16 protein-coding genes and 1 tRNA gene are annotated in these 16,869 nt (G+C 71.8%); 13 read left to right on the plus strand and 4 right to left on the minus strand.

Features of this window, described 5'->3' with window-relative positions:
• Positions 1-19 precede the first annotated feature (19 nt).
• The gene (locus ACJ6WD_RS30780; protein ID WP_016571459.1) at positions 20-562 is read left to right on the plus strand and encodes an arginine repressor; all 543 of its coding nucleotides are present in this window, start codon (positions 20-22) and stop codon (positions 560-562) included.
• A gap of 111 nt (positions 563-673) precedes the next feature.
• Here the strand turns inward: ACJ6WD_RS30780 and ACJ6WD_RS30785 are convergent.
• A tRNA-Pro gene (locus ACJ6WD_RS30785) sits at positions 674-747 on the minus strand.
• A 142-nt stretch (positions 748-889) separates the two neighbouring features.
• Between ACJ6WD_RS30785 and ACJ6WD_RS30790 the strand changes: the two genes are divergently transcribed.
• The 6 genes from ACJ6WD_RS30790 to ACJ6WD_RS30815 all read left to right on the plus strand — a co-directional run bounded on the left by ACJ6WD_RS30790 (position 890) and on the right by ACJ6WD_RS30815 (position 8,776).
• On the plus strand, positions 890-1,291 hold the full coding sequence (locus tag ACJ6WD_RS30790) for a DUF488 domain-containing protein (protein ID WP_407616981.1): 402 nt from the start codon (positions 890-892) through the stop codon (positions 1,289-1,291).
• A 162-nt stretch (positions 1,292-1,453) separates the two neighbouring features.
• Positions 1,454-2,650 carry an argininosuccinate synthase gene (locus ACJ6WD_RS30795; RefSeq protein ID WP_407616982.1) on the plus strand — a complete coding sequence of 399 codons (1,197 nt, stop codon included), beginning with the start codon at positions 1,454-1,456 and terminating at the stop codon, positions 2,648-2,650.
• 116 nt (positions 2,651-2,766) lie between these two features.
• Positions 2,767-4,194: an argininosuccinate lyase gene (gene argH, locus ACJ6WD_RS30800; RefSeq protein WP_331247845.1), complete on the plus strand. Its 1,428-nt coding sequence runs from the start codon at positions 2,767-2,769 to the stop codon at positions 4,192-4,194.
• 194 nt (positions 4,195-4,388) lie between these two features.
• Positions 4,389-4,940 (plus strand): TetR/AcrR family transcriptional regulator, encoded by a 552-nt coding sequence (locus tag ACJ6WD_RS30805; protein WP_016575303.1) that lies wholly within the window; start codon positions 4,389-4,391, stop codon positions 4,938-4,940.
• Complete coding sequence (locus tag ACJ6WD_RS30810; protein WP_407616983.1) at positions 4,937-6,571, plus strand: MFS transporter; 1,635 nt, start codon at positions 4,937-4,939, stop codon at positions 6,569-6,571. Before ACJ6WD_RS30805 ends, ACJ6WD_RS30810 begins: the two co-directional genes overlap by 4 nt.
• 234 nt (positions 6,572-6,805) lie before the next feature.
• A complete protein-coding gene (locus ACJ6WD_RS30815) occupies positions 6,806-8,776 on the plus strand; it encodes a bifunctional UDP-sugar hydrolase/5'-nucleotidase (RefSeq protein ID WP_233657970.1) in 1,971 nt (656 codons plus the stop codon).
• 75 nt (positions 8,777-8,851) lie between these two features.
• On the opposite strand, the gene ACJ6WD_RS30820 is transcribed toward ACJ6WD_RS30815, so the two are convergent.
• Positions 8,852-9,523 carry a 1-acyl-sn-glycerol-3-phosphate acyltransferase gene (locus ACJ6WD_RS30820; protein WP_037633195.1) on the minus strand — a complete coding sequence of 224 codons (672 nt, stop codon included), beginning with the start codon at positions 9,521-9,523 and terminating at the stop codon, positions 8,852-8,854.
• 310 nt (positions 9,524-9,833) lie between these two features.
• Between ACJ6WD_RS30820 and ACJ6WD_RS30825 the strand changes: the two genes are divergently transcribed.
• Both ACJ6WD_RS30825 and ACJ6WD_RS30830 read left to right on the plus strand, forming a co-directional pair.
• Complete coding sequence (locus ACJ6WD_RS30825) at positions 9,834-11,015, plus strand: glycerophosphodiester phosphodiesterase (protein WP_233657969.1); 1,182 nt, start codon at positions 9,834-9,836, stop codon at positions 11,013-11,015.
• A gap of 203 nt (positions 11,016-11,218) precedes the next feature.
• Positions 11,219-11,707: a GNAT family N-acetyltransferase gene (locus ACJ6WD_RS30830; protein WP_407616984.1), complete on the plus strand. Its 489-nt coding sequence runs from the start codon at positions 11,219-11,221 to the stop codon at positions 11,705-11,707.
• Positions 11,708-11,749: 42 nt separating this feature from the next.
• Here ACJ6WD_RS30830 and ACJ6WD_RS30835 read toward each other — a convergent pair whose 3' ends face one another.
• Positions 11,750-12,211 (minus strand): hypothetical protein, encoded by a 462-nt coding sequence (locus tag ACJ6WD_RS30835; protein WP_016574583.1) that lies wholly within the window; start codon positions 12,209-12,211, stop codon positions 11,750-11,752.
• Complete coding sequence (locus ACJ6WD_RS30840) at positions 12,204-12,572, minus strand: hypothetical protein (protein ID WP_407616985.1); 369 nt, start codon at positions 12,570-12,572, stop codon at positions 12,204-12,206. Before ACJ6WD_RS30840 ends, ACJ6WD_RS30835 begins: the two co-directional genes overlap by 8 nt.
• A 642-nt stretch (positions 12,573-13,214) precedes the next feature.
• Between ACJ6WD_RS30840 and ACJ6WD_RS30845 the strand changes: the two genes are divergently transcribed.
• The 4 genes from ACJ6WD_RS30845 (at position 13,215) to ACJ6WD_RS30860 (ending at position 16,834) form a co-directional block, all read left to right on the plus strand.
• The gene (locus tag ACJ6WD_RS30845; protein ID WP_016579076.1) at positions 13,215-14,273 is read left to right on the plus strand and encodes a methionine ABC transporter ATP-binding protein; all 1,059 of its coding nucleotides are present in this window, start codon (positions 13,215-13,217) and stop codon (positions 14,271-14,273) included.
• Positions 14,270-15,004 (plus strand): methionine ABC transporter permease, encoded by a 735-nt coding sequence (locus ACJ6WD_RS30850; protein ID WP_016579077.1) that lies wholly within the window; start codon positions 14,270-14,272, stop codon positions 15,002-15,004. Before ACJ6WD_RS30845 ends, ACJ6WD_RS30850 begins: the two co-directional genes overlap by 4 nt.
• Positions 15,005-15,104: 100 nt before the next feature.
• On the plus strand, positions 15,105-15,962 hold the full coding sequence (locus ACJ6WD_RS30855; RefSeq protein WP_233657967.1) for a MetQ/NlpA family ABC transporter substrate-binding protein: 858 nt from the start codon (positions 15,105-15,107) through the stop codon (positions 15,960-15,962).
• Between the two features lie 236 nt (positions 15,963-16,198).
• Entirely contained in the window at positions 16,199-16,834 is a 636-nt protein-coding gene (locus ACJ6WD_RS30860) for a GNAT family N-acetyltransferase (RefSeq protein ID WP_020929709.1), read from the plus strand.
• Positions 16,835-16,869: the final 35 nt, after the last annotated feature.

Below are 16,869 nucleotides of genomic sequence, written 5' to 3' on the forward strand. Positions count from 1 at the left end.
TCCGGAGACTGACGCAACGATGACCGAGCCGCAGGACACCGAGCCGCAGACCAACGGCCCGGCGGTACCGCAGACCCGCACCGCCCGCCACCGCCGGATCGTGGACATCCTCAACCGACAGCCGGTCCGCTCCCAGAGCCAGCTCGCCAAGCTGCTCGCCGACGACGGGCTCTCCGTCACCCAGGCGACGCTCTCCCGCGACCTCGACGAACTGGGGGCGGTGAAGATCCGCAACACCGGCGGTGAGCTGATCTACGCGGTACCGAGCGAGGGCGGCGACCGCAAGCCGCGGGCACCGCTGGGGGAGTCCGCCAAGGAGGAGCGGATGCGCCGCCTCTCCGGCGAACTCCTCATCTCCGCCGAGGCGTCCGCCAACCTCGTCGTCCTGCGCACCCCGCCGGGCGCCGCCCAGTTCCTCGCCTCCGCCATCGACCAGGCGGAGCTCCACGACATCCTCGGCACCATCGCCGGCGACGACACCCTGCTCCTGATCAGCCGCGACCCGGCGGGCGGCCAACAGCTCGCCGACCACCTGCTGCAACTGGCGGAGGGGGCGCGGTAGGGCCGGACGGGGCCGGTGGCCGCCCGGCCGCCGCCCCGCACGCCGTCGTACGGAAAAACGCCGAGGCCGCCTTCGCATTCCTGCGAAGGCGGCCTCGGCGTTTCTGCACCGTCGGGACGACAGGATTTGAACCTGCGACCCCTTGACCCCCAGTCAAGTGCGCTACCAAGCTGCGCCACGTCCCGGTGCTCGTACCGACCGGGAGTCCCGGTCGGGGCGTGCAGAAAGAAAAATACCCTGTCCCGGCCGATGAATCCAAAGCGGGGTCCGTCCGGAGCGTTCCCGTGGCCCCGGGCGGGGGCGGGGCGGCCGTGCTTCGATGGGAATATGTCCGCAAAAACGCCCAAAGCGAAGAAGGTGCAGGCGGCGCGCGGGGTCGGGGTGCGCCGGGTGTACGACCCGCCGGAGCCGGCGGACGGGGTGCGGGTCCTGGTGGACCGGCTGTGGCCACGGGGGATGGCGAAGGGGGACGAGCGGGTCGCCGACGCCGAGTGGTGCAAGGACGTGGCGCCGTCGTCGGAGCTGCGCAGGTGGTACGGGCACGACGAGGAGCGGTTCGGGGAGTTCGCCGAACGCTACCGGGCCGAGCTGGCCCAGGGGGCGCCGCGGGACGCGCTGGCCCATCTGCGGGAGCTCGCGACGGACGGTCCGCTCGTCCTGCTGACGGCGACGAAAGAGGTGCCGCTCAGCCATGCGGAGGTGCTCCGCGAGGTGCTCGGGGAGCGCTGAAGGCGTCGGGGGTGCCGGTGGAGGAGCTCGCGGGCGTCGTTCCGCGCCGGTCTCGCCTCCGTGGGGCGCCTCTGACCTGGGGCCTCCCCGTTCATTGACGAAACATACGGTGCAGTGCATACTTATGCCTACGAGCGTATGCGCCACCGTAAGGAGAAGCCCGTGACTGAGCGCGTCATACTCGCCTACTCGGGCGGTTTGGACACCTCCGTCTGCATCGGCTGGATCGCCGAGGAGACGGGCGCCGAGGTCGTGGCCGTGGCGGTGGACGTCGGTCAGGGCGGCGAGGACCTCGACGTCATCCGCAAGCGGGCGCTCGCCTGCGGTGCGGTGGAGGCCGAGGTCGCCGACGCCAAGGACGAGTTCGCCGACGAGTACTGCCTCCCGGCGATCAAGGCCAACGCCCTCTACATGGACCGCTACCCGCTGGTCTCCGCGCTGTCGCGGCCGGTCATCGTCAAGCACCTGGTCGCCGCCGCGCGCAAGCACGGGGCGAGCACGGTGGCGCACGGCTGCACCGGCAAGGGCAACGACCAGGTGCGGTTCGAGGCCGGCATCTCCTCCCTCGCCCCCGACCTGCGGTGCATCGCCCCGGTCCGGGACTACGCGATGACCCGGGACAAGGCGATCGCCTTCGCCGAGAAGGCCGGACTGCCCATCGCCACCACCAGGAAGTCGCCGTTCTCCATCGACCAGAACGCCTTCGGCCGCGCCGTGGAGACGGGCTTCCTGGAGGACCTCTGGAACGCGCCGACCGAGGACGTCTACGCGTACACCGAGGACCCGGCCGCCGCCCGCGCGGCCGACGAGGTCGTCATCAGCTTCCGGGAGGGCGCGCCGGTCGCCCTCGACGGCCGGCCGGTCACCGTCCTCCAGGCCATCCAGCAGCTCAACGCCCGCGCCGGCGCGCAGGGCGTGGGCCGGATCGACATGGTCGAGGACCGGCTGGTGGGCATCAAGTCCCGCGAGGTGTACGAGGCGCCGGGCGCGCTCGCGCTGATCACCGCGCACCAGGAGCTGGAGAACGTCACCGTCGAGCGCGAACTGGCCCGCTACAAGCGGCAGGTCGAGCAGCGCTGGGGCGAGCTGGTCTACGACGGCCTGTGGTTCTCGCCGCTCAAGCGGGCCCTGGACGGCTTCGTCGACGAGGCCAACCAGGCCGTCTCCGGCGACGTCCGGATGACCCTGCACGGCGGCCGCGCGGTGGTCACCGGCCGGCGGTCCGCGCAGTCGCTCTACGACTTCAACCTCGCCACCTACGACACCGGCGACACGTTCGACCAGTCGCTCTCCAAGGGCTTCATCGAGCTGTTCGGCATGTCGAGCAAGATCGCAGCCAAGCGGGACCTGGCAGGCTGACCTTTCCCGGGCCCGGCGCACGGGGTGCCCCGTCCGCCGTCCGAGCGCCGAGCGGGCTGATCGCCAGTCCGTCCGGCGCTCGCCGTGAATTCCACCATCCACGAGGAGCACAGCTAGTGAGCAGCAACAACGGCGACGTCCGGCTCTGGGGCGGTCGTTTCGCCGACGGGCCGGCCGAGGCGCTCGCCAAACTCTCCGCCTCCGTCCACTTCGACTGGCGACTGGCCCCTTACGACATCGCCGGCTCCCGTGCGCACGCCCGCGTGCTCCACAAGGCCCAGCTGCTCACCGCCGACGAGCTGACCCGCATGCTCGACGGGCTGGACCGGCTCGAACGCGACGTCGCCGACGGCTCGTTCACCGGCACCATCGCGGACGAGGACGTGCACACGGCCCTGGAGCGGGGGCTGTTGGAGCGGCTCGGCCCGGACCTCGGCGGCAAGCTGCGCGCCGGCCGGTCCCGCAACGACCAGGTCGCCACGCTCTTCCGGATGTACCTGCGCGACCACGCCCGGATCGTCGGCGGGCTGCTGGCCGACCTCCAGGAGGCCCTGATCGGCCTCGCCGAGGCGCACCCGGACGTCGCGATGCCGGGCCGGACCCACCTCCAGCACGCCCAGCCGGTGCTCTTCGCCCACCACGTGCTCGCGCACGTCCAGGCGCTGTCCCGGGACGCGGAGCGGCTGCGGCAGTGGGACGAGCGCACCGCGGTCTCGCCGTACGGGTCGGGCGCGCTGGCCGGCAGCAGCCTGGGCCTCGACCCGGAGGCGGTCGCCGCCGACCTCGGCTTCGAGCGCGGCTCGGTGGGCAACTCCATCGACGGCACGGCCTCGCGGGACTTCGTCGCGGAGTTCGCCTTCATCACCGCGATGATCGGTGTCAACCTGTCCCGGATCGCCGAGGAGGTGATCGTCTGGAACACCAAGGAGTTCTCCTTCGTGACCCTGCACGACGCCTTCTCCACCGGCTCCTCGATCATGCCGCAGAAGAAGAACCCGGACATCGCCGAGCTGGCGCGGGGCAAGTCGGGCCGGCTGATCGGCAACCTGACGGGCCTGTTGGCGACGCTGAAGGCGCTGCCGCTGGCCTACAACCGTGACCTGCAGGAGGACAAGGAGCCGGTCTTCGACTCCTGCGACCAACTGGAGGTGCTGCTCCCGGCGTTCACCGGGATGATGGCCACCTTGACCGTCAACCGGGAGCGGATGGAGGAGCTGGCGCCGGCCGGCTTCTCGCTGGCCACCGACATCGCGGAGTGGCTGGTCAAGCAGGGCGTGCCGTTCCGGGTGGCGCACGAGGTGGCCGGCGAGTGCGTCAAGGAGTGCGAGGCGCAGGGCATCGAGCTCGACCAGCTCACCGACGAGCAGTTCGCCAAGATCTCGCCGCACCTGACGCCCGACGTCCGCGGCGTCCTCAACGTCCCCGGCGCGCTCGCGTCCCGCGACGGCCGCGGCGGCACCGCGCCGTCGGCGGTGGCGGTGCAGCTCGCCGAGGTGCGGGCGGACCTGGTCCAGCAGCAGGAGTGGGCCGCGGCCAAGAAGTGACGAGGGCGCGGCGGGCGCCGCGCGAGCCGACTGATGAGAGGGCGGCCCCCACCCGCGGGTGGGGGCCGCCCTCATCGTCGTGGCCGCCGGTGGCGGGTGGGGGCGGGCTCCGGCGTGAGGGTGGATGAGGCGCCGGATGAGGCGCGGCTTTATTAAATGAGACACTCACGTCTCATTCGGGTACCCTGTGTCTCATGGCTGTGGATCGAGAACGGGTACTCACCGAGGCCGCCGCGCTGCTCGCCCGCCGCGCGACGACGTCGATGGACGAGATCGCCCGCGCCGCGGGCATCAGCCGGGCGACCCTGCACCGGCACTTCGCCGGCCGGGACGCGCTGATCCGGGCCCTGGAGGAGCACGGCATCGAGCGGTTCGCGCAGGCCATGGACGCCGCCCGGCTCGACGACGGGGACGCCGCCGCCGCGCTGCGCCGCCTGGTCCGCGAGGCCGAACCGGTCGCCGGCGTGCTGGCCTTCCTCTTCACCGAGAACGAACTCTTCGAGAGCGGGCCGGTCAACGCCGGCTGGGCCCGCCTCGACGCCCGGCTCGCCGCACTGTTCCGCCGCGGCCAGGAGGAGGGCGACTTCCGGGTCGACCTCAGCACGGCCTGGCTGACCGAGGCGTTCTACGGCCTCCTCGGCGCCGGCGCCTGGGCGGCACACGAGGGCCGCGTCGCGCGGAACGACCTCAACCACTCGATCGCCGAGCTGCTGCTCGGCGGCATCCGACGGAGCATGGAGAAATGAGCGATCCCATAGCCGCAGGGCGGCCCGGTGCGGCCTCGGGACGGGCCGGTGCGGCCCACCTGGACGAGCAGCCCCGGCCGGGCCGCTGGCTCGCGCTCTCGGTCCTGGTCCTGGCGGTCCTGCTGGTCGGCGTCGACGCCACCGTGCTCGGCCTCGCCACCCCCTTCCTCAGCGAGGACCTGCGGCCGTCCGGCACCCAGTTGCTGTGGATCGGCGACGTCTACTCCTTCGTCATCGCCGGTCTGCTGGTCTCCATGGGCAGCCTCGGTGACCGGGTCGGCCGCAAGAAGCTGCTGCTGATCGGCTCGGTGGCGTTCGGCGCGCTGTCGGTGTTCGCCGCCTACGCCACCAGCCCGTCGATGATGATCGTCGCCCGGGCCCTCCAGGGTGTGGCCGGTGCGACGCTGATGCCCTCCACCCTGGCCCTGATCCGCAACCTCTTCCACGACCCGAAGGAACGCAGCCTGGCGATCGGCATCTGGGGCGCGATGGCCTCGGCCGGCACCGCGGTCGGGCCGGTCCTCGGCGGCTTCCTGCTGGGCCACTTCTGGTGGGGCTCGGTCTTCCTGATCAACCTTCCGGTGATGGCGCTGCTGGTCGTCGTCGGCGCCAAGGTGATCCCGGAGTCCCGCAACCCCGCACCGGGCCCGTGGGACGTCCCCAGCGTCCTGCTGTCCCTGGTGGGCATGGTCGGCGTCGTCTACGCCGTCAAGGAAGCGGCGGTGCACGGCCTGCGGTGGGACATCGGGCCGGCCGCGGTCATCGGCCTGCTCGCCCTGCTGCTGTTCGTCCGCCGCCAGCTCACCCTCGACGCGCCGCTGCTGAACATGAAGCTCTTCCAGCACCGGGGCTTCTCCGGCGCGGTCCTGGCTGACCTGCTGACCATCCTCGGCATGTCCGGACTGGTCTTCTTCCTCTCGCAGTTCCTCCAGATGGTGCAGATGCGCTCGCCGCTCAACGCCGGGCTGGTCGAACTCCCGGCCGCGATCGGGGCGGTGGGGGCCGGTCTGGCCGCGGGCTGGGTGGCCCGACGGCTGTCGGTGCGCCTGGTGGTGGCCGGCGGCCTCGCTGTGGTCGGCCTCTCGCTCGCCGGCTGCATGGCCCTGCACGCCGACACCGGCACCTTCGCGCTGTGCACCCTGCTGTTCGTCGTGGGCATCGGCGCCGGCTTCGCCTTCACGGTCACCGCCGACGTCATCCTCTCCAGCGTGCCCAAGGAGGAGGCCGGCGCCGCCTCCGCGGTCTCCGAGACCGCGTACGAACTGGGTGCCGCGCTCGGCATCGCCCTGCTCGGCTCCATCGTCACCAGCATCTACCAGGGCTTCGCCACCCCCGCCGGCGTGCCCGAACCCGCCGCCGGCGCCGCCCGCTCCTCGCTCGGCGGGGCCGTGGAAACCGTCGGCCACCTGCCCGCCGACCAGGGCGCGACGCTGCTGAAGGCCGCTCAGGACTCGTTCGTCAGCGGCGTGGACACCGCGGCCGGAATCGGCGCGGTGGTGCTGTTGGGCGCCGCGGTGGCCGCGTGGTTCCTGCTCCGCGGCCAGTCGCTGGCGGACAGCGCGGAGCCGGAGCCCGCGGCGGACCCCGAGGCCGCACCGATGGCCGGCTCCGGGACCACCCGGCACCCGTAAGGCCCCACCCGGCGGGCGAACGAGGGACTCCGCCCCGCCCCCTGCCCCCACGCAGGCGTGTCCCGTGGATCGCGACCGTACGTACCGGCCATGATCCACAGGACACGCCCCTGGGGGCGACTGTCCCCTGCCGTTCACGCCCGGTACGCGTCTTGGTGGCCGGTTGTCCCGCACGGCTCGCTTGACTCTCCCGTCGTCCCCCCAACGGTCGGACCCGCTCAGGAGAGTGACGCAGTGCGCGACATCGGACGACGGTCCTTCGTAACCGCCGCGGGGGCGATGGCCACCGCGAGCGCGATCGGCACCAACGCCTACGCCACCGGCCACGCCCGCGACGCCGCCACGGCCGACGAGTACGTCGACGTCCAACTGCTCAACATCACCGATCTGCACGGCTATCTGCAGGGCGCCCCGGGCGCCAATTCCGTCATCACCGGCGCCGGCGGCAAGCGCTACACCGTCGGCGGCGTCGCCTACATGGCCGCCCACCTGGAGCGGCTGCGCGCCGGACGGCGCAACTCCCTCTTCTTCGCCCCCGGCGACCTCTTCTCCGGTTGGGAGTTCGACGCCGCCTCCTTCGCCGACGAACCCACCATCGAGGCCCTCAACGCCCTCCAGTTGGACTTCGCCTCGGCCGGCAACCACGAGTTCGACAAGTCGACGGTCTTCCTGAAGGAACACATGGAACGCGGCCGGGCGTTCCCCGTCGTCGGCCGCGACGTCTCCTTCACCGACTCCACCGGCCACCGCTTCCGCGGCGCGAACTTCCCCTACTACAGCGCCAACATGGTGTGGCACGACACCGGCCAGCGGGTGCTGCCGCCGTACAACATCGTGCACGTGGACGCCGGCCGGGGCCGCCGGCTGCCGATCGGCTTCATCCACCTGACCGCCATCGGCACCGAGTCCTTCCCCGGCTCCTACCAGCCCGGCCTGCGCACCCTGGACGAACTGGAGACCGCCAACCGCTGCGCGGCGGCCCTGAAGAGCCGGGGCGTCAACGCGATCGTCCTCAGCATGCACGACGGCGCGGTCGCCGGCAGCAACTTCGAGAGCGGCACCAACCCCTCCGGCCCGGCCTACGAACTGGCCCTGCGGGTCTCCCCGCTCATCGACGCCATCGTCACCGGCCACTGGCACTGCGCCTTCACGATGATGCTGCCCGACCCCAAGGGCGTGCCCCGCCCGTTCGTCGAGGCCGGCTGCTACGGCCAGATCATCAACGAGATCAACCTGCGGCTGGACCCGGTGAGCGGGAAGGTGATCCGGGAGCTGACCACCTCCGTCAACCACCCCAACACCCGCGACGTGACGCCGGATCCGGAGCTGAAGTCGATCGCCGACTACTGGGCGGGCTACGGCGCCCGCCGCGCCCGCACCCGGATCGGCACCCAGACCGCCTCCTTCACCCGACGCCGCAACGCGGTGGGGGAGTCCACCATGGGCAACCTCGTCGCCGACTGGGCGCTGTGGGCGGGCGGCCAGCCGCACGGCCCGCTGGACGACCACGGCGGCCACCGCAACGTCCCCGCCGAACTCGCCGTCATCGCCCTGGCCCCGCGGGTCGGTGCCGCGATCATCGGCGGCGACCTGGTGCGCGACGAGGCGTCGGACGGCGTGGTCACCTTCGGGCAGGCGTGGAACGCGGTCGGCTTCGGCGACCCGATCATGACCGTCACGGTCACCGGCCGGCAGCTCCACGACGCCCTGGAACAGCAGTGGGCGTCCACCGCCGGCGAGGGCCTGTCCTTCTCCCCGCTCGCCGTCTCCGGGAACGTCCGCTACACCTTCGACGCCGCCGGCCGGGCCGGGCACCGGATCGACCCCGCGGACGTCCGCATCGACGGCAAGCCGCTGGACCTCACCCGCCGCTACCGCCTTGCCGCCCCCTCGTACACCCTCATCAACCAGGACGGCTTCAGCGCCTTCACCGGCTTCACCGATCCGGTCCGGCACACCCGGGACTTCGAGAGCTTCATCGCCTACGTCCGCTCCCGGCGCCGGCTCTCCCCGTCCGAGCTGAACCGCATCACGGTCAAGAACGCCCACCTCGCCGGCGCCCGGGTCGGTTCCGTCGCCGAGCACCAGCAGCTCCTCCAGGCCGACGGGGACCGCATCCCGCGCCCCGAGGAGGCGCTGCGCAAGGCGCTCGCCGGCGACGCCGAGGGCCAGCGCGCGCCCGGCGGCTTCCGGGTCCCCTGCTGACCGCCCGGTAGCGGCCGGAGAACGCCGAGGGCCCCGTCCCAAAGGACGGGGCCCTCCGTGGCGTTCGCAGCGGGATCAGGCGGCGGAGCGGGCCTTCGTGGCGTACACGTCGACGTACTCCTGGCCGGACAGCTCCATGACGTCGCTCATCACCTCGTCGGTGACCGCCCGCAGCACGTACCGGTCCCGGTCCATGCCGTCGTAGCGGGAGAAGTCCAGCGGCTCGCCGAAGCGCACGGTCACCGGGGCGAGGTGCGGGCGGCCCTTGCCGCCGGGCTGGACCTTGTCCGTGCCCACCATGGCGAACGGGACGACCGGGGCGCCGGTCATCAGCGCGAGCCGGGCGACGCCGGTGCGCCCGCGGTACAGCCGGCCGTCGGGGGAGCGGGTGCCCTCCGGGTAGATGCCGAACGCCTGGCCCTGCTCCAGGATCCGCCGTCCGGTCATCAGCGCGGCCACGCCGCCGCGCGCGCCGTCGCGGTCCACGGGGACCATCCCGGCGGTGGTGAAGAACCAGGCCATCAGCCGGCCCTTGATCCCCTTGCCGGTGACGTACTCGTCCTTGCCGATGAAGTACACCGGGCGCTTGACCACCAGGCTCAGGAAGAGCGAGTCGATGAACGTGACGTGGTTCCCGGCCATGATCACCGGACCCGTCTCCGGGATCCGCTCCATGCCCTCGACCTTCGGGCGGAACAGGACACGCATCATCAGTCCGAGGATCGCCTTCAGCACAATGCGGGACAACGGGCCCTCCGGGTCGTGGTGGTCAGGTCAAGGCGGCACAGCGCTCTGCAGCCCAGGACCATACTCGCGGGTCACTCCCGCGCGCACATCGGGTTCACCGGGTCGATACGCAGAGTTGACGTGCGTCACGTCCATGTTGCCCACAGTCCTCGCGGGCGTCTCCCCGGCATCACCCGTCCGTGCTTACGATCAAGGAGCCTCCGGGAGGGTCCACCGACGCCTTCCGGACCGTGGACACACCGGAAACCCCCGGTACGTCCGGAATGCCACCGGTCGCACCGGGACACGACGCAGAACGAGGAGCGCGGGCATGGAGAAGCGGCACGAGCCGGGACGGCGGACGGTACTGGGCGCCGCGGCCCTGGGAGCGGGGGCGGCCGTACTGGCCGGCGCGGGACAGGCGAACGCCGCGGGGCGCGCGGAGCAGGCCGGTGCCCCGGCCAACCGGCCGGCGCCCGCCGGCCGGCCCGCCAAGCTGCCGGTCCCGCTGGTCGTCGGCCACCGGGGCGCGAGCGGCTACCGCCCCGAGCACACCCTGGGCTCCTACCAACTCGCCCTCGACATGGGCGCGGACGTCATCGAGGCCGGTGACCTCGTCCCCACCAAGGACGGGCACCTGATCCTGCGCCACGAGCCCGACATCAGCGCCACGTCCGACGTCGCGCGGCACCCGGAGTTCGCCGGCCGCCGGACGACCAAGACCATCGACGGCAAGAAGATCACCGGCTGGTTCACCGAGGACTTCACGCTCGCCGAGATCAAGACGCTGCGCGCCAAGGAGCGCATACCGGACGTCCGCCAGCACAACACCCTCTACGACGGCGTCTGGCCGATCCTCACCTTCGAAGAGGCCCTGCAGTGGGCCGAGAAGAAGGGGCGCGAGCGCGGCCGTCCGGTCTGGCTGCACATCGAGACCAAGCACCCCACCTACTTCCGCAAGCTGGGCCTGGGCCTGGAGGAGCGCCTCGCCCACCTGCTGCGCCGCTACGGCCGGCACACCGCGCACGCCCCGAACTTCCTGCAGTCCTTCGAGCCCAGCAGCCTGCGCCGGCTCGGTGAGCTGGGCGTGAAGTGCCCGAAGGTGGTCCTGCTCGACGAGCCGTCCGTGCGGCCCTGGGACTTCGTCGAGTCCGGTGACCCGCGCACCACCGCCGACCTGCTCAAGCCCGAGGGGCTGAGGTGGATCGCCGGCTTCGCCCAGGGCATCGGCCCCTGGCTGCCGCAGATCGTCGCCCAGGACGACAAGGGCAAGCTGGGCAAGCCCACCGCCCTGGTCCGTGACGCGCACGCCGCCGGACTGGTCGTCCACCCGTACACCGTGCGCAACGAGAACAGCTTCCTGCCGCTGGACTTCCAGGTCGGCAAGGACCCGGCCGCCTACGGCAACTCGCTCGCGTACTTCAAGGCGCTCTTCGCGACCGGCATCGACGGCCTGTTCTCCGACAATCCGGACACCGCGCTGCTCGCCGCCGAGGCGTTCCGCCGGCACTGACCTCGCGCGGCGCGCCCGGACCGGCGCCCGGCTCCACCCGGTGGCGCACTCATCTGAGTTGGCAATGTCACAGGGGAGCTTGGCGCCGGTCCGTTCCGCTTGTCCCGTATGCCCGCGCAGAATGCCTGCGGCGGCGATTGCCGCGGCCGAATGCCGGGGAGTCCGGAAGCGGACAGCGAACCGAAAAGGGGAGGCAGACGCGCATGGGCACGAGCGTGACCATCTCGACGGCGACCGACGACGACGCCGAGCAGATCCTCAAACTCCAGTACCTCTGTTACCAGCCCGAGGCCGAGCTCTACGACGACTACGGGATCGAGCCGCTGACCCAGACGCTGGACTCCCTGCGCGCCGAACTCGCCGACGGCTGCGTCATGGTGGCCAGACTCGGCCGGGAGGTCGTCGGCTCGGTGCGCGGCACGGTCGACGCCGACGGCACCGCCAGGATCGGCAAACTGATCGTGCACCCCCGGCTCCAGCGGCACGGGCTCGGCGGCCGGCTGCTGGCCGCCGTCGAACGGCGGCTGGCCGAGGACCGCTCCGCCAAGCGCTACCGCCTCTTCGCCGGCCACCGCAGCGAGGCCCACCTCCGGCTCTACCGCAGTCACGGCTACGCCCCGGTCGGCACCGAGCAACTGAGCCAGCGGCTGAGCCTGGTCACGCTGGAGAAGGAGCCGGCCGCGGTGGTGTGACGCCGGTCCGGGCCCGCGGCGCGGGCCCGGACGCCGCACCCGCTACGCGGTCGCCGTACGGGCCCGGCGCAGCCACATCAGCCCGGTGATCGGCAGGGCGACCGGAATGAAGAGGTAGTCCATGCCGTAGTACGACCAGACCGTGGAGTCCGCGAACGCCGCCGGGTCCACCAGCGTCCAGGTGCCGATGCCGACCACCCCGAGCAGCTCCAGCGCGCAGCAGACGATCGCCGCCCGGCGGGCGCCCTCGCCGCCGCGCACCAGCGAGAAGGTGATGAAGCCGTAGACCAGCGCGGAGCCCGCCGACAGCAGGTACGCCAGCGGGGCGCGGTCGTACTGGGCGATCAGCTGGTAGATCGAGCGGGACGCGGCGGCCACGGTGAACACGCCGTACAGGGTGACCAGCAGCCGCCCCGGGCCCGCGCCCAGCCTCGTGGCCGGATCCCGGACCGTGGATTCCTGTGCGGCACCGGCCGCCGTGGTCTTCGGCGCAGTCTCAGACACTGCCGCCTCCCCAAATGTCGAAGAGCCGTACTTCCAGAACGGCGAGCACCACGGAACCCGCGGCGACGGTGGCCGAACCCCACCGGGTCCGCTCGGACAGCGACATGAACCCGGTCGCCGGCACGCACGCGACGGCCCCGAGCAGGTACGCCAGGAAGAGCGCGGTGCCCTTGTCGGGGGTGTGTCCGCCGGTCAACTGCACTATGGCGACGATGAGTTGGACGGCGCACAGCAGCGACACCACGGCCATGCCGATGAAGTGCCAGTCCTTGGTGGGTTCGTTGCGGTACGCGGCGAAGCCGCACCAGGCGGCCAGCGCGCAAGCGGTCACGCCGACCGCGATCGTCAGCGCGTCGATCACCGGGGCCTCCGGTCGAGGCGGCCGCGCGCCGTGGGGTTGTGGGGCATGGGCCCGATGCTAATCGGCGCTCTGCGGATCACCGCGTCCGGCCCCGCCGTGGCCCGCCGGGCCGGCGCCGCGGTGCGCGGGCGCCCCGACGGTCGTGGCGTTGACCACAGCCCGGCCGGCACCGGACGGTCGGCCCGCCGCCGGGGCTCCGTCCCACCGCCGGCATCCGTGCAGGCCACGGCCGACCGACCAAGATCGTCCAGGTGGGAAGGGGTGCCGTCCACGGGTCGGGCACCGGTGTCCGATATACGGACGGGGTTGATCGGGCCGTACCGCTGTCTGGTTTACTGACCGCCATGACCACGACGAGCCGCCGCACCCCCGCGACCGAGGCGTACCCCACGCCCGGTGCTCGTTGCATGTGTCGAATGTGTGACCGCTGAGGGCCCCCGCCTGAGCCTCGCGCCCCGAAGCGAGACCTGCCGCCATGAGCCGACCGCCGCACCCCCGCGCCCTCGGTCGCCCCGCGTCACCGGAACCCGGAGCCGGGCCCCGCGCCCGCCGCCGCTCCCCGTTTCCCCCTGCCGCACTCGCCAAGAATGCCCCGTGCCCGGCGGGCCAGCCGCCGAGCACTCGACAGTGACGGAATTCCCTGTGATCACCACAACGGGCCTGACCAAGGTCTACCGCTCGGGAGGCCGTGAGGTCACCGCCCTGGACGGCGTCGACCTGCACGTCCGAGAGGGCGAGGTGTACGGCGTCATCGGCCAGAGCGGCGCCGGCAAGTCCACTCTCATCCGCTGCCTCAACCTCCTGGAGCGCCCCACCTCCGGCACGGTCACGGTGGCCGGCCAGGACCTCACCGCCCTCGGCGGCAGCGGCCAGCGCGCCAACGCGGCCCTGCGCGCCGCCCGCAGCCACATCGGCATGGTCTTCCAGCACTTCAACCTGCTGTCCTCGCGGACCGTCCAGGACAACGTCGAACTGCCGCTGGAGATCCTCAAGGTCCCCCGCCGCGACCGCGCCCGCAAGGCCCTGGAGCTGCTCGACCTGGTCGGCCTCGCGGACAAGGCCCAGGCGTACCCCGGCCAGCTCTCCGGCGGCCAGAAGCAGCGCGTCGGCATCGCCCGCGCCCTGGCCGGCGACCCCAAGGTGCTGCTCTCCGACGAGGCCACCAGCGCCCTGGACCCGGAGACCACCCGCTCCATCCTGACGCTGCTGCGCGACCTCAACCAGCAGCTCGGCCTCACCGTCGTCCTCATCACGCACGAGATGGACGTCGTCAAGACCATCTGCGACTCCGCCGCGCTGATGAAGGGCGGCCGGATCGTCGAGCAGGGCACCGTCGCGGAGCTCCTCGCCACCCCCGGCTCCGAGCTGGCCCGCGAGCTGTTCCCGGTCGGCGGCGAGTCGTCCGCCGAGGGCCGCACGGTCGTCGACGTCACCTTCCACGGCGCGGCCGCCACCCGGCCGGTGATCTCCGAGCTGGCCCGCACCTACAACGTCGACGTCTCCATCCTCGGCGCCGCCATGGACACCCTCGGCGGCAAGCAGGTCGGCCGGATGCGCATCGAACTGCCCGGCCGCTTCGAGGAGAACGTCGTGCCCATCGGCTTCCTGCGCGAGCAGGGTCTCCAGGTCGACGTCGTCGAGGGTGCCACCGCCGACGACGCCCCGACGACCACCCCGCTCCAGAAGGAAGGTGCCCAGTGAGCTGGAACGACATGCAGCCGCTGCTGTCCGACTCCACCCTCGACACCCTCTTCATGGTGTGGTGGTCCACGTTCTACGCGGTCCTCATCGGCGTCCCCGTCGGCATCCTGCTGCACCTGAGCGCCCGCGGGGCCATGCTCCAGAACGCCGTGGTGAACAAGGTCCTCGGCGCGATCGCGAACATCGGGCGGTCCTTCCCGTTCCTGATCCTGCTCGTGGTGCTGATGCCCTTCACCCGGATCCTCGTCGGCACCTCCATCGGCCCGACCGGCATGGTGGTCCCGCTCACCATCGCCGCCGTCCCGTTCGTCGCCCGCCTCGTGGAGGCCGCGCTGCGCGAGGTCGACCACGGGCTGGTCGAGGCGGCGCAGGCGATGGGCGGCGGCACCTGGACCGTCATCTTCAAGGTGCTGCTCCCGCAGGCCCTGCCGGCCCTGGTCGCCGCGGTCACCACCACCGTCATCACACTGATCGGCTACTCGGCGATCGCCGGCGCGGTCGGCGGCGGCGGCCTGGGCAACCTCGCCTACACCTACGGCTACCTGCGGTACGACACCCCGCTCATGGTCGTCACGGTCGTCGAGCTGGTCGTCATCGTCACCGCGGTCCAGGTGGTCGGCGACCTGATCGTCCGCCGGCTCGCCGGCCGCGGCACCCGCGCCTCCTCCCTGCGGGTCGGCCTGCGCCGGGTCCGCACCGAGGAGCCGGCACCGGTCACCGAGGCCGCCTGACCCCCCGCACCACCAGCGCCACCCGCATCCCGTAGGCCCGGACCCTTTGCCGGGCGCAGCTCACACGGACTTCCGTGTGCACAAGAAAGAGGCACTCTTCGTGCGTAACATCCTCAAGATCACCGTGGCCGTGGCCGCCGCGTCCGCCGTCGCCCTCGGCGCGAGCGCCTGCAGCGCCCCCTCCGACGTCACCGCGAGCAGCGACAAGAACGACACGAACGCCCCGCTGGTCGTCGCCGCCAGCCCCACCCCGCACGCCACGATCCTCGACTACGTCAAGGAGAAGCTGGCGCCCCAGGTGGGCCTGAAGCTGGACGTCAAGGTCTTCAACGACTACAAGCTGCCCAACAAGGTCACCGACGACGGCCAGGTCGACGCCAACTTCTTCCAGCACAAGCCCTTCCTGGACAGCTACAACAAGGAGAACGGGACCGACATCGTCCCGGTCGTCAACGTCGAGATCGAGCCGCTGGGCGTCTACTCCAAGAAGATCCACAAGCTCTCCGACCTCAAGCCCGGCTCCACCGTCTCGGTCCCCAACGACCCGTCCAACGAGGGCCGCGCGCTCAAGCTGCTCGCCGAGAACGGCGTGATCACCCTGAAGCCCGGCGTCGGCTCCGACGCCACGCTGACCGACGTCAAGGACAACAAGGGCATAAAGATCACCGAGCTGGAGGCCGCCCAGACCGCGCCGCGCCTGGCCGACGTCGACGCCGCCGTCGTCAACGGCAACTTCGCGGTCGGCGCCAAGCTCAAGCCCGCCACCGACGCGCTGGCCCTGGAGAAGGCGCAGGGCAACCCCTACGCCAACTTCCTCGCCGTCAAGAAGGGCCGCGAGAACGACCCGCGGGTCAAGAAGCTCGCCAAGCTCCTCAACTCCGACGAGGTCAAGAAGTTCATCGAGAACACCTACAAGGACGGCTCGGTCATCCCGGCCTTCGGTCCGGTCAAGGGCTGACCAGCAGCTCCCGTAGGGCTCTTCCCCGCCGCCCACCCCCTCCCGGGGGTGGGCGGGCCTGGTTGGCGGGCCCGTCCGCGCCGGCCCGCACGCCCGGGGCGCGGGCGCGTGGCACGTCCGCCGGCCGATGCTGCATGCTGGTGCATTCAAGACGGTCGGGACGGCCCGGGCCGCACGGCGCGCACGGCCCGTGGCGTCCCGGAGCACACCTCAGTCAACGGCGTTGGAGCATCGGCATGACATCCACCTTTCCGGACATCTCCCTCAGCACGGACCGGTTGGTGCTGCGCCCGCTCGACGAGGACGACGTCCCCGCGCTGGCCGCGATGATGAACGACGAACTGGTCGCCTCCTGGACCGCGGTTCCCCAGCCCTACACCGAGGACGCCGCGCGCACCTGGATCACCGCGTACGCGCCCACCGAACGGATCGCGGGACGCGGCCTCGACCTCGCGGTCACCGAGTTCCTCACCCAGCGCCTGGTCGGCGTCGTCCAACTCGGCAACACCAACTGGCGGGTGCGCTCCACCGAGCTCTCGTACATCGTCGCCTCCTGGGCGCGCGGCGAGGGCTACGCGTCCGAGGCGGCCCTCGCCACCGCCCGCTGGCTCTTCCAGGACCAGAAGTTCGAACGCCTGGAGCTGCGCACCGCCGCCGGCAACACCGCCTCCCAGCAGGTCGCCCAGAAGATCGGCTGCATCAGCGAGGGCGTGCTGCGCAACGCCTGCATAGCCCGGACCCGGGTGGACGACGGCGACTGGACCGACATCCGCACGGACCAGATCGTCTGGAGCCTGCTCCCCGAGGACCTCGACGGACTCCCCGCCCGGACGACCGACGCGAACGGCTTCGCCTACCCCGAGTGGAACTGACCCCGAACCACCTCCCGCCCGCACCCGCCGGGGTA

The organism is Streptomyces sp. VTCC 41912, assembly GCF_045799175.1.
In the GTDB taxonomy this organism is placed as follows: domain Bacteria; phylum Actinomycetota; class Actinomycetes; order Streptomycetales; family Streptomycetaceae; genus Streptomyces; species Streptomyces albulus_C.